Source organism: Buttiauxella cochleicola (assembly GCF_021283185.1).
Taxonomy (GTDB): Bacteria; Pseudomonadota; Gammaproteobacteria; order Enterobacterales; family Enterobacteriaceae; genus Buttiauxella; species Buttiauxella massiliensis.
The window spans coordinates 1-11,945 of record NZ_JAJSOS010000025.1 but is presented as its reverse complement, the minus strand read 5'-3'; the positions used below and the strand labels follow the sequence as shown (position 1 = coordinate 11,945).

The 11,945-nt window shown below is 54.2% G+C and carries 13 protein-coding genes; 12 read left to right on the top strand and 1 reads right to left on the bottom strand.

All coding sequences use genetic code 11. The features are described 5' to 3' along the window. Positions 1 to 546, top strand: a 546-nt coding sequence (locus tag LVQ76_RS22140) for a hypothetical protein (protein WP_232922463.1), incomplete at its 5' end; no start/stop codon positions are given. Then, complete coding sequence (locus LVQ76_RS22135) at positions 539 to 886, top strand: hypothetical protein (RefSeq protein ID WP_232922462.1); 348 nt, start codon at positions 539 to 541, stop codon at positions 884 to 886. The genes LVQ76_RS22140 and LVQ76_RS22135, both read left to right, overlap by 8 nt. A gap of 633 nt (positions 887 to 1,519) precedes the next feature. On the opposite strand, the gene LVQ76_RS22130 is transcribed toward LVQ76_RS22135, so the two are convergent. Then, positions 1,520 to 2,422, bottom strand: coding sequence for a replication initiation protein (locus LVQ76_RS22130; RefSeq protein ID WP_232922461.1), 903 nt, complete (start codon positions 2,420 to 2,422; stop codon positions 1,520 to 1,522). A gap of 1,160 nt (positions 2,423 to 3,582) precedes the next feature. Here LVQ76_RS22130 and LVQ76_RS22125 point away from each other — a divergent pair. The 10 genes from LVQ76_RS22125 to LVQ76_RS22080 all read left to right on the top strand — a co-directional run bounded on the left by LVQ76_RS22125 (position 3,583) and on the right by LVQ76_RS22080 (position 11,345). Continuing rightward, positions 3,583 to 3,810 (top strand): helix-turn-helix transcriptional regulator, encoded by a 228-nt coding sequence (locus LVQ76_RS22125; protein WP_154156157.1) that lies wholly within the window; start codon positions 3,583 to 3,585, stop codon positions 3,808 to 3,810. Then, positions 3,807 to 4,277 (top strand): hypothetical protein, encoded by a 471-nt coding sequence (locus LVQ76_RS22120; protein WP_154156159.1) that lies wholly within the window; start codon positions 3,807 to 3,809, stop codon positions 4,275 to 4,277. Before LVQ76_RS22125 ends, LVQ76_RS22120 begins: the two co-directional genes overlap by 4 nt. After that, the gene (locus LVQ76_RS22115; protein WP_154156161.1) at positions 4,274 to 4,807 is read left to right on the top strand and encodes a hypothetical protein; all 534 of its coding nucleotides are present in this window, start codon (positions 4,274 to 4,276) and stop codon (positions 4,805 to 4,807) included. Before LVQ76_RS22120 ends, LVQ76_RS22115 begins: the two co-directional genes overlap by 4 nt. After that, on the top strand, positions 4,804 to 7,617 hold the full coding sequence (locus tag LVQ76_RS22110; RefSeq protein ID WP_232922460.1) for a YfjI family protein: 2,814 nt from the start codon (positions 4,804 to 4,806) through the stop codon (positions 7,615 to 7,617). The genes LVQ76_RS22115 and LVQ76_RS22110 overlap by 4 nt, the downstream gene beginning before the upstream one ends. 561 nt (positions 7,618 to 8,178) lie before the next feature. Beyond that, positions 8,179 to 8,520: a hypothetical protein gene (locus LVQ76_RS22105; protein WP_232922459.1), complete on the top strand. Its 342-nt coding sequence runs from the start codon at positions 8,179 to 8,181 to the stop codon at positions 8,518 to 8,520. Then, positions 8,508 to 8,972 (top strand): hypothetical protein, encoded by a 465-nt coding sequence (locus tag LVQ76_RS22100; RefSeq protein WP_232922458.1) that lies wholly within the window; start codon positions 8,508 to 8,510, stop codon positions 8,970 to 8,972. Before LVQ76_RS22105 ends, LVQ76_RS22100 begins: the two co-directional genes overlap by 13 nt. A gap of 37 nt (positions 8,973 to 9,009) precedes the next feature. Further along, positions 9,010 to 9,330, top strand: a complete 321-nt coding sequence (locus tag LVQ76_RS22095; RefSeq protein WP_154156170.1) for a hypothetical protein — start codon at positions 9,010 to 9,012, stop codon at positions 9,328 to 9,330. Positions 9,331 to 9,477: 147 nt separating this feature from the next. Beyond that, a complete protein-coding gene (locus LVQ76_RS22425; RefSeq protein WP_154156172.1) occupies positions 9,478 to 10,251 on the top strand; it encodes a recombinase family protein in 774 nt (257 codons plus the stop codon). Between the two features lie 91 nt (positions 10,252 to 10,342). Next, the gene (locus tag LVQ76_RS22085; RefSeq protein ID WP_154156174.1) at positions 10,343 to 10,507 is read left to right on the top strand and encodes a hypothetical protein; all 165 of its coding nucleotides are present in this window, start codon (positions 10,343 to 10,345) and stop codon (positions 10,505 to 10,507) included. 337 nt (positions 10,508 to 10,844) lie between these two features. Next, positions 10,845 to 11,345, top strand: coding sequence for a recombinase family protein (locus LVQ76_RS22080; protein WP_232922457.1), 501 nt, complete (start codon positions 10,845 to 10,847; stop codon positions 11,343 to 11,345). Positions 11,346 to 11,945 lie beyond the last annotated feature (600 nt).

Below are 11,945 nucleotides of genomic sequence, written 5' to 3'. Positions count from 1 at the left end.
CAGCCGCGCCCGATTTACTTCACAACGAAGGCGGCGGAAATAACATATCAGCAGGTTAAAAACGCATTATTAGATATCAGCGATAAATATCCAGCCGCCACGAAATACTCTTTCAAATATAACCACAAGCGCGACCACGGAAAGCCGATTGATGTTCTTGATAATGACGAACGCGGCGAAACTTTTATTAATTCAGTGCGCGAATGCGCAGACTGGCTAATTCATTGCGGATTCATTGAAACCCAACGTAAAACGCCGGACTTTCGCCGCACTGCCTATGGGCATAAACACGCGGTAGAACGCTGGATTCGCAACGTTAAAAACGCCGGTTGTGGCGGCGATAACATCCCCTATGTTCCGTCTATGGCGTTTTGTGTCGCCGCTTGGATTCTCGAAATCCCTGAGCACTGGAAACCGGGTTACGAACCGAGTTACCCGCTATCCGTTCGCACCCTGAACCGTGCCGACTATTTGCAACGCTTGGCGCTATCCCGAAACGAGGCGGCTAACGATGATCAATACCTATGGAGTGCCAACAATGGCTAATGAACGTACAGACGTATTAGAGGAACTGGCGCGGGTACTGACCGGCGTCGTCGTGAACGAGGCCGACCCGCGCAACTGGCCGGGCGGTTTAACACCGGTGCAGGAACTGAGCCGAGAGGAGCAGGGCGCGCGCGTTACCTGCAAAAAATCCGCAGTGTTAACCGTGGGGCTGTTAACCAAAGTCACCGACCTATTGAACGCAACGGCCAACCCAGCAAGCCCCGCCGCCGTGGCGACGGCCAAAGCAGAGGAAGAGGCGGCAACAGTGGCGCAGATCCGCGAGATGGAGAAGGAAGCAAAGGCTATCTACGAGCGCTTAGGGGTTAGCGCGAAGCACTAAGGGGAGCGAGCAAGGGCGGCTAATCATGCCGCCTGAGCTGGTGGCGCTACGTGAGTGTTTACCTACGAGTCGACTCATGGAATACGTACCAGTGAACTTGATGTTTACCTACGAGTCGACTCATGGAATACGTACGAATCGACTTGATGTTTACGTACACCGAACTTGGGGTTTACCTACGAGTCGACTTAGCCCAAATGTACAAATCGACTCATGGAATACGTACCAGTGAACTTGATGTTTACCTACGAGTCGACTTAGCCCAAATGTACAAATCGACTTAGCCAATACGTACACCACGACTTAGCCAATACGTACAAATAAACTTGGGGTTTACCTACGAGTCGACTTGATGTTTACGTACACCGAACTTGATGTTTACCTACGAATCGACTTAGCCAATACGTACACCGAACTTGGGGTTTACGTACAAATAAACTTGGGGTTTACCTACGAGTCGACTCATGGAATACGTACGAATCGACTTAGCCAATACGTACAAGCGCCCCCTCTGAGAGCCGCGCCACTACTGGGCTAAAACGAGTTTCCCGCTTTCGGTTGTTTGCGTTGGGAATGGTACGCCTGACCCACGTCCTGAGAGACTGACACGCCGCCGGTATGGTCTGATTGGTGTCATTGTGTCGCCTCTTCCGCTTGATGCGCGGCGATCTGTTTGCGTAGACGGGCGAGTCTCTTCTCTTCTTTCGCCTTCAACTCAGCTTCAGCACGCTCTTTGCGCCACTTCTCACGTTTTTTGTCGGCAATATCACCGCTATAGATTTTGAACTCCCACGGCTTGCCGCGCCCTTTATCGGTGAACTCGACAAACAAATCAGTCGTATCGTTAATTGCATCTAACGCGGCATCCAGAAAGCGGCGTTTCATTGTGCGAGGATAATCTTTTATAGAATCCCCTAAATCGAATGTATCGCTTCTGAAAAAATCAAAATTAGTCACCCACAGCCCATAATTTACACCGCCCTTTTTGCCGTGGTTTTTATGGCTGGAAAATTGTTCGTACAATCGCATTTGATTAAACGAGGTGAGCCGCCCGCAGTTAAGCAAATCATATGCAGTGAAGTTGCGCTCTAAAAGCCCTATGTAGCCCATCAATTCGGGATGTAATTCGATTATGTATTTGCCGCGTTCGGTACGTGCTGCACTTGCTGTGGTTTTGTAAATGAGAGGGATAATTGTAAAGTTTCCCTCTATACGCCCTTTTGCACGTTCGACGTAAATAGTTGCCGCTGTTTGTGATAAATCCATTACCCCAGCAAGCATTTCAGTAGATGCGTTTTTTATATCTACTTCAAAGATAGCGGCGTAATCGGCTACCGTAATTGTAGAGATAAAACCGAACTCATCGCGTGTCGTGCCGTCTGGTTTCACATTTTTGTTTCCGACAATACCAAGTGCCATTGAGAGCACTCGCTTTCCCGGAATCGTGAGCCGGTAAGCAGCATCAACAAAATCATTGTGCTGATAGATCATGGTGGGCTGAGTAACCTGCTGCTTAGCCGCTAAATGTTTGCTCATTGGTGGGCACCTTTAAATAAAATGGTACTAATTATAATAATGTACCAATAATTTGCGTCACCCAACACATCTAATCAACGTAATGCAGATTAACAGCGGAAAGATTGATCATTAACTGGCGAGTTCGTACGCCTTAACTTAGCCAATACCTACGAGTTGAGTGCCGTTTCGCTTGTGGATAAGTGCCTGAATAGGCTGTTATTTGCTCATAATTTATACTGATTTACTCATGAAATACGTACCAGTCAACTCATGGAATACGTACCAGTGACTCATGGAATACGTACCAGTCAACTCATGAAATACGTACCAGTGACTCATGGAATACGTACCAGCACCACCCCTGAGAGCCGCACCACGACTGGGCTGCGAGCGCCCTAAAAGATCTTTATAAGAAGGTCTTTATAAGATCTTTAAAACAAAACCTTAAAAATAAAATCTTTACGGCTGGGGAAAACTCAAAAAATCCCGGCGGCAAAACTTCCGGTTTTGATAAGGAACTTCCCGCCGCTGGCGGTCGTACTACATCGCCGACAAGCGGCGGATAAATACCAAGAATGTGATCGACGCGTTTCCGCGTTCGGGGGGTTTTGGTAAACTAGCCGCCCGCGTTCGACACGTCGCCAGATGAATCTCATCACAGACAACCGGCCACAAACGCGGCTGAAAACCCGAGTCGGAAAAACCCGGCTTAACAGGGCGAGGGGCAAAAACCGATCCCGTTCGATCCTCTGAACCAATCCGCATCAAGCACCCCCCGATTCTCGATACCACCAAAAAACGCACCAGAGCGATTCTAAGCGCGGCAATGTCCAACCCATGAAAATCTATACCTTGCGCTAGAACGTCAAACCTTGACCCCATAGAGGCGCTAGAATCAGCGTCGTGGAAAGATATTTTACACATGCCGTCCACGAACCTGTATGATGCCCCCGTTTTAAGTTTGCGTTCTTAAACGCGGGGATTACAGAAAGCCACCCCGCCGTATAGGGAGCCTGACGGCCCGCCCGTCGATACCTCCCCCGCGACTCCTGAAGCCGCGCCGACACCGCAGCTATGAAACCCACTTGCCAGTATGGCGGGAGGGGAATCATTGCGTGCGGAAACGCCCATATCCTCCCCGCCGCTGGCCTGAAACCCATAATCAGGAGCAGCGCAAAATGACCCCCGAATTTATCTCGTTAGACCAAGCCGCCGCGCATTTCGGTATTAGCCGCAGCAGCATTTACAACGCCCGCCGCTGGCACCGTCCGCTATTCCCGCGCCCCGTCTCCCTGAGCATCGACCGTAAGCATGAGTATCGTTTTGCAGAGTTGAGTGAGTTTTTGCAGAACGTGGCCGGGGATTTGCTGGCAAAGGCGAATGCAAAACGCGAGGCGGCGAAATGAACCTATTCGCGGAAGATTCCGCGCTTCAACCGTCCGAAATCAGCAGCCAAGAATGGGCGGCATTCATGGGAATGGATCTGGACGAGTTCGCCGATTGGTTCGCTGACGAGTTCGATTTTTACGATGATGAATATCCGGTTCATAGCCGCGCGTTCGCCTATGGCCGAATCATTTCAGAGTGGCGAGGCTATACCCGTTTCATGCTCGATGCAGTGATGAACAGCGCGCCGCACCCGTCGCACGTATTCATGTACGAACAGGCCAAGCGCTACCTACTGAAAATCGAGGCTATCGAGTTAATCGCCGAGTGCGAAGAGATCGACCTGAGCGAAGAGATTCGCCCGTCCGACGCTGACGACGCGGCAGCAATCGCCGAAATCCTCGCTAACCCCGACGCTATCGCCGCCCGCCTTGATGAATGCCGCGCATTGCAAAACGCGGCGAACGTTTCAGGCGGTGCCGCATGAAATCACCACGCGCCAATAATCAAAAAACCGTCGTCGTTCCCGACCTGACCCGCGCCGAGGCGCTGGAATGGGCGTACTCCACGCTCACCGCTGGCGGCTACGTTCGCCCGGAGGAAATCAGCTTTCGAGGACTCCGCGCCGCCGACCCGATCAGCACAATCCGCAATGACAGGCTGATCCCCGTCGCCCGCATCATGCAACCGTCCGAGAAGTATCAGACGACGACACCGGACGGGCGCACCGTGACGCGTTCCCGTCGTGGCAAAACCGATTGTTACCGCATCACGCCCGACGAGCTGGCGTTATTCCGCACCGACCGACCGCAGCAGATCGCCCAAATGACAGAGCAGCGCGCCAACCGTCGCCGTCGTGACCTAGCGACCCGCGTCATTAGCGAACTGAGCCGCGCCAGCGAAGCGGCCAACGTGCCGCCGGTGTTCCATGAGTGGGCAGCGTTAGCAGTGCCAGCGCCAGGCGTCGGAACATCCGCGCCGATCATCAATAATTCTATCCAGGACAAACCAGAATGAACGCAGCAGAAACGCGCCCCGATGACATTCGCCAAGCGGCGAACGGTGAAAACTTTATCGCGCCGGTTGTCGTGGCAACTGGCCGCCAGCGCTGGAGCAAGAAGCAGGGCAAGCACGTTTTGCAGAAACATTTCAGCCAAGGCGACCATAAAACCATTTCGACAATCGACGAACTTAGCCACCTGTTAACAGCGCATGGCGAGACGTTAGCCGACGATAGCGACACTGGCCGCGCTGACTTGAAAAACCGTTTACCGTTCTATTTCGGCGGCGGGCTAGTGAATGGGGGCATGCCGATCCCCGGAAGCGCCTACGATATCCCATACGCGGCAACCCTAGACGCAGCAAACGACGCCTATCGCCGCCGTAATGTTTCCGACGTTGCGCCGTGTTCAATGATAACGCTCGATATCGACGTAATGCCGCCCGCGCTGGTGGATAAACTGATTGGCCGAAATGGCAGCGCGGCGGTATTGGACAAATATCGCGCAGTTTTCCACACCACAGCCAGCAGCACCGAAGCCGCCCCGCGTGCGCGCGTGGTTATCGTGCTGGCCGAATCCGTAACGGTGGAACAAAAGGCCGTTATTTGCGCGCAAATTGAGCGCCAACTCATGCGCGAAGCGGGCGCGGAGCCGACCGAAATCACCGGCCATTATGTTTATCAGGGCGAGCCGGTGGAGTTTGACCCATGCGTTTATCGTGACGTGCAGGTCAATTTCATGGCGGAGGCAGACCCCGACAAAATGGACATTTTCGACGGGGCGCAATTATTCCCCGAAGACTTGCCGCCATTGTCTGAGGATGACGCGCAGCGCTACGCGAACGCAGGCAAGAAAGCGAAGCGCGACCCGAGCGCCTACAACGTCCCGGACACGTTCACCGGCACGGCGGCGAAATTGGCAGAATGGTTTATCAGTATCGGCGGCGAGACAGGCGCTAAACCGGGGCTTTTTACGTTGCACGATCACCCGTTTAAATCTGACGAAACAGAGCGCGGTTACGATTCATCGTTTGCCCTACAGATTGACGAAAACGCCACGCTTTCCCGCTTCCAATCTGAGCGCAACACATGGCGCGCCCACTGCGAAGAGTGCAAGGCGGCGGGCAAATCATCGCAATATATGGGCGCGCTGGCGTTAGGTTGCCCCGAAGAGCTGGCCGCGCAAGTGTGGGGCGGCGAATACCTGATTAATCCGGTAGCCAGCCTAGATGATTTTGAATGCCTCGAACCACTGGCCGACGAGCTGGCGGGGCTGGAGGATTACGACGCCGCCGCCGACCCGTTCGCCAATCTGGCAGACGTGGACATTTTCAACCCGCCCGGATTGTTGGGCGAGATTTTCCGAGATGTTGAGCGCCTAGCACACCGACCGTTACCAATGGCGAGCATCGCCGCCGCTATCCAACTGGCGGCAACCGTGGGCGGGCTATCCGGTAAGCGTTCCGTTTCCGGCGGCAAATTATCGCCGCTCACTATCACGCTGGCACCGTCCGCAGCCGGTAAGGAGCAGGGGCAGAGCTACGCTAAGGACATGCTCGACAGCCTGATTTTGAATGATGGATCGTGTGTGCGTTTCGCATTGGCAAAGCCCCGCAGCGACAAAGAAGTAATGCGCAGCGTTTTGCGTAACGCCGTGGACGTATGGCAGGACGACCCGAGCCAGGCAGCGCGCGCGAACCCGAGCCGCTACGGCACCACGTTAATCATTGGCGACGAGGCAGACCAGCTATTTTCCGCGATGGGAAACCGCAACGCGGCAACCAGTACGGCGGGGATTGGATCGGTTTTGCTGGAGGTTATCACCGCTAAACGTTTCAGCTATTCAGGGCTACACCGTGAAGAAGAGTTGAACGCTATCACCACCAAGCGCGAAGCCTTAGAGAACAAGCTGGAGGAAGCAAAAACCGCATTGGCTATCTGGGAAAGCGGCGAGAAACCGAAGCGCAAAATCATGCCGCAAGCCAAAGCGGAGCGCATCGTTAATGGGGGCGGGAAGGCATTAGACCGCCTTGCCTTGCGTGAAACGTTGGTTATCAAAGGCGTGCGCAATCCGGTATTTGCGGCGATGTTGTCCGCCGTTCCGGCCACGTTCTCGCGTTTTATCAGTGATGCCGCCGCAGATAGCGGGCTTTTATCGCGCGCGCTTATCTTGCACGCTGGGGAGGGCGTAGAGCGCTTGCGTTTTGACGTGCCGGAGTTCGACAAGGAAGCACCGGCAACGGCGGCTATTATCCGCAAATTGACGGCAATGCTTGATGGTGCGGACTTTGACGACCTGAGCGTACACGGTGGCGGCTATACGTTGACCGAAGAGGCGCAGGAATACCGCGCCCGCTTGCTGGATATTTTCGAATCCGACGAATACCGCGAGCATGCCACGCTGGGCGCAATCTACCGCCGCGCATTGCTCCGCATTGACGAGCTGGCGACGCTGGCCGGACTCGATACCGGTGTAATCGATGCAGCCGCGTATGAGTGGGCGACGCAGTTATTCAACGTTTCCGCCGCCTCCATGCGTGCAATGATTGACGGCAACAACGCGGGCAGCGCTGGCATTATCGCGACTCTGAAAATGGCTATCGTTAACTACCTGCAAGATCCCCGCCGCCACGGTAGCGCGGCTAAATCGAAGATCTGCGAAGGCACGACACGCGGCAAAGCAGTGCGCCAAGCACGACAGGCGGCCAAGTTGAGCGGCAAGGCTGACCCGTTCGATGTGGCCTTTGATTCATTGCTGAAAGCTGGCGTCGTGGGGATGGAGTCCCGCAACGGAGGGGAGCGCGTTACGCTACTGAAAAAATTCTAATCAGCACCCTGCACCCTGCACCCTGCAACTTGCGACCCGGCCACAGCGCCGGGTTTTTTATGGCTAAGTTAGCCGCCTTGCTCTTTTACGTTCTCACGCTCTCGCATGTTCTCAAAGGTGATTGAGAAGGATAAACCCAGTAATACCAAGGGTTAGATATATATATTCTCTTATTCTCATAGTTTTTAACTTCTTTCTTTTTTAGTTAGTTATTGGTTGTTTTTGTTCTTACATATTTCTTTCTTAGAAAACGAGAGAATTTGAGAATATGGCGGCGAATCGAGCTACAGGCCGCGCCGTTGCTGGGTTTTTACGTTCTCAAATGCTTGTGAGAATAAGCGTGAGAACAAGAAAACGTGAGAACGTAAAACCCCGCCCGGAGCTGGTTATAAGTAAAATAGATATAAAATCGATTATTTATTCTATTTGCTTATGATGATGGTCAAATATGCATCAAGTATTTACCCAAGGCATTGATAGATAACTTAAACTCTCTTTGTGTTCTCGCGTGTCGCAGCCGCGCGCGAGTTCAACGCAAAACCCCCAAAGTGAGCGAACCCAATGACCCCAATCGAACTACGCCGCCAAGCTGACAGCCTGATACAGCACGGACTATATCGCCGCGCGGCTAACGTGCTGCAATTAATCGCCGCCCACAGCGACACCACCGAAGCCGAGCGCGACCGAGCACAGGCCGACGCCTCGAAAATCCTAGGGCAACACTGCCAGATGAATGACGAAGCCCGCCGCGAGCGCGATGCAGCTATGAGACGCGCAAAACGAGCAGCAGCAAAAGACGCCGCCGCTTTAGCCGCTAAATTGTGCCGCAAACCGGGCGACGGCATGCGCGCAGCGGTGCAACGGGCAAACCGAATCAAGGCGGCGAGACAATGCAGCGCGTAAACGGCATCGACCTATTAACCGGCGCGGGCGCGCTCCTATCCAACTGGCGCAGCGTTCCCGCAGCCGCCTTGCTGAATATGTTCGTCGAACTATCCGAAGAGGAGCAGGGCGGCAGCAAGGAAGAGGCAGCCAGCAACCGGCGCGACGCGTTGGCATTACTGGCGTACATCGAGAACGGCGATTTTGAAAAGGCGCATCAGCTAAACCAAAGGCAGCAGGAAGCCCTACAACACGCCGTTGCGCTGGTGGCAGAAGAGGCGGCAGAGAAGCGGCGGAAGGTGCAACAGCGGCAGCAGCGCAAAGCATGGCTACGCGATGAAGTGGCAGCACTAAGCCGAGCCGGTGCGACCCGCCGAGAGATGGCGGCGCGCTTGCAGTGTTCCGGTTGGGAGATCGGCCACGCCGTCGGATGGTGCAAACGAAACGGCATAGATATAACAAAGCGCGGCTAATGTAGCCGCACCACCGGCATTGATAGGGGGTTTTATCGTGAGCACGAAACCAGAATTAACGCCGCTTGAGCGTCAACTCAAACTATTTGAACGCCTAGCGACCGGACGCGGCAAAGGCGAGCACGCGCGCGTCGTCGCAGACAACACGCCCGAGCATATCGATGCAGAAGAGAAAGCCAGCGGCGGCATGACTACCGCCCGCCAGTTAATGCAGGCGCGACAGGTTATGTTTTTCTATCGTGAGGCATACCGCCGCGTGCAGGCTGTTACCCGCGCCGAAGCATATCGCCAGAGCGATGACGGCAGCGCGCACCAATGGCAGCCGAACCGCCCGCACCGCCGCCGAGCTACCCAATAAACCACAACCGGCCAGCCGTTCGTGCTGGCTGACCCAAGTCCTATTTAGAATGAGTGTATCAAGTCGTTGACACCCGACGACGATTTGATACACTGCACCCATCGAATAGCGAAACGCGCTAAACATCACTAAACAGGACTAAACACCGTGAGCATCGAAACAATCAAAAACGTAGTTATCGCCGCCCGCGTGAGTACCGACGAACAAGCCGAATCAGGTTTAGGCATCGAATCACAGATTGCCGCTTGCCGTGAGCTGGCCGCGCGTATGAATTGGCAGGTTATCGAATCGCCTTACATCGACGGCGGCGTATCTGCGACCGTTCACCCGTCCGAACGCCCGGAACTGGCGAAGGCGCTAACCGTCGTTAATGCGATGAACGCGAAAGCCCGCAAAGAGAAGCGCGCGGCAGACACGGCGATTCTTGTCGCCAAACAAGACCGTATAACCCGCAGCGTTGCGCATCGTGAATGGCTGGAAGCACACACCGTCTTCATTTGTGCCGATAGCCCGAACGCTTCAAAACTTGAATCGCAGGTTAATGCGATGTTTGGACAGGCCGAGCGCGAACGTATCGCCGCCCGTACCGTTGCCGCATTGGGCGCACTGAAAGCCCGCGCTGACGCTGGCGACACTGAGAGCCAAGAGAAGATCGCCCGCCGTGACGCTGGCCGCACAGCAGCCCACGAACAAAAAACCTACCTTGTCGCAGCAGCAGCCAAAGCAGACGCGGCGAACGCTGACGCCCTGACTATGCGCCCGCATTTCATCACCGCACGCGCAGACGGCGCAACGTCATTGCGCCAGATCGCCGCATACCTAAACGAGCAAGGTAGCATTAAGACGCCGAAAGGCACCGAGTGGACAGCCGCCGCAGTATCGCGCGTTATCAAGCGCCTAGAAGCTATGGGGAAGTGGTAACAGATAAGCAGTAAGAAGAGAGCCGCGCCGGTTCGTTTTCGAGGCCAACCAGCGCGGCGATATTGTCCGAACCATCACAGGAACAAACAACATGAGCACACTATCAAAAAATCCAGCGGCCAGCCAGGCGCGCCGCATCGCCGTTAACGCATACAGCCGCCGCGAGCGTGAGCCGGTGGCAGCGTTCCACCAATGGGAACTAGCCGCCAACCTTTTGCGCCTAGCGCATATGGCGGCAGGAACCGCCAGCCAGTAAACAGCGCCCAATAAAAAACCCTGAGAGCCAAAGCCCACAGGGTTTTTTTGTATCCAGTACACAACCAGCACGCACGCGCCAACGCACACCGGCATTATATCGCGCACCGGTGGCAACAGCTAGTTACGTTAACTAACCGGCTAGTTAACGCGAGTTAGTTAACGTGACTAGTCAGTTAGTTAATGTGAGTTAGTTAACGCAACTAGCCAGTTAGTTAATGTGAGTTAGTTAACGTAACTAGCCAGTTAGTTGACGCATTGACTAGCCAATGACTAGCCGGTTAGTTAATGCGTGGTATGCTCATGACTAATCGTTAACTAACCAATGACTAACCGCCATGAAAAACAAACCAACCTCGATAAACATCACCCCCGAAGATTTGAAGGCGGCAGATGAAGCCGCACGCGTCGCCGGTGTAAGTCGCAGCGCGTGGATTGTTTCGGCTATCCGTGCCGCATTGGCGGGGAACTTGCAGCCAGTGCAACCGGCAGCCGATACACTGGCGGCGCAGGTGGCAGACCTAGCCGAACGCCTCGCCACGCTGGAGCAGGCAGCCAAACCCACCGCAGCCACGCCGAAGCCCGCAGCAAAGCCAGCGAAAGCAACCAAACCAAAAGAGCGCGTAACCTTTCGCCCCGGTGTTCACGTACCAAACCCCGAGGCTATCAGCCGTATGATGGCGCTGGACGACGACGGCGGACTGACCCGCGCGCAGATTGCAGAGCAGCTAAACGCGGAGGGATTCACCACGCCAACAGGGCAGCAATGGATCGCTGACACCGTGCGCGATACCCTCCACCGAAAGCGCAAAGCAGCCCAACGGAAAGCAGCGAAATAGTGAGCGCGTGCGGGAGCCGTTGCCATTGACGGAATGAGTGAGCAGCAGCAAACATCACAGAATAATAAGGCCGCTCGTTCCCACTCGTATTGATGGAAGGTCAAAGGCTAAGGGCCAAGGCAATGATGGGGGTATCCCCCCTATCTATAAAGTCAAAAACAAACGGCGTTGATGGGCCTATGCCCGCTTTTTACGCCGTCAATACACTCTCTCTACTCGCCAAAATTATTCGCACAAAAATTAGATGTTCGTGGATATAAACAAAATACAAATAAGCATGCTTATTTTAGCTATTACTACGCATCGAATCCGCCGCGATAACCCCCGCAAAAGCCCTTAACATATCCGCATAAAACCCCTATTTATTAAGATCTTATACACGGCGTAAGGTAAAATATAGGCGTACCCACCACACCCAGAAACAAGGATTAACCCGCATGACTACGCCAAAGCATGCCGCCGACCGTGCGCCGCAGCCGCGCCCGATTTACTTCACAACGAAGGCGGCGGAAATAACATATCAGCAGGTTAAAAACGCATTATTAGATATCAGCGATAAATATCCAGCCGCCACGAAATACTCTTTCAAATATAACCACA

What these genes read in the sequence shown, in the direction of transcription:
- LVQ76_RS22100 (WP_232922458.1), top strand. Translation starts at nt 8,508, where the DNA reads ATGCAGCGCGTAAACGGCATCGACCTATTAACCGGCGCGGGCGCGCTC.
- LVQ76_RS22120 (WP_154156159.1), top strand. Translation starts at nt 3,807, where the DNA reads ATGAACCTATTCGCGGAAGATTCCGCGCTTCAACCGTCCGAAATCAGC.
- LVQ76_RS22115 (WP_154156161.1), top strand. Translation starts at nt 4,274, where the DNA reads ATGAAATCACCACGCGCCAATAATCAAAAAACCGTCGTCGTTCCCGAC.
- LVQ76_RS22125 (WP_154156157.1), top strand. Translation starts at nt 3,583, where the DNA reads ATGACCCCCGAATTTATCTCGTTAGACCAAGCCGCCGCGCATTTCGGT.
- LVQ76_RS22110 (WP_232922460.1), top strand. Translation starts at nt 4,804, where the DNA reads ATGAACGCAGCAGAAACGCGCCCCGATGACATTCGCCAAGCGGCGAAC.
- LVQ76_RS22080 (WP_232922457.1), top strand. Translation starts at nt 10,845, where the DNA reads ATGAAAAACAAACCAACCTCGATAAACATCACCCCCGAAGATTTGAAG.
- LVQ76_RS22130 (WP_232922461.1), bottom strand. Translation starts at nt 2,422, where the DNA reads ATGAGCAAACATTTAGCGGCTAAGCAGCAGGTTACTCAGCCCACCATG.
- LVQ76_RS22105 (WP_232922459.1), top strand. Translation starts at nt 8,179, where the DNA reads ATGACCCCAATCGAACTACGCCGCCAAGCTGACAGCCTGATACAGCAC.
- LVQ76_RS22135 (WP_232922462.1), top strand. Translation starts at nt 539, where the DNA reads ATGGCTAATGAACGTACAGACGTATTAGAGGAACTGGCGCGGGTACTG.
- LVQ76_RS22085 (WP_154156174.1), top strand. Translation starts at nt 10,343, where the DNA reads ATGAGCACACTATCAAAAAATCCAGCGGCCAGCCAGGCGCGCCGCATC.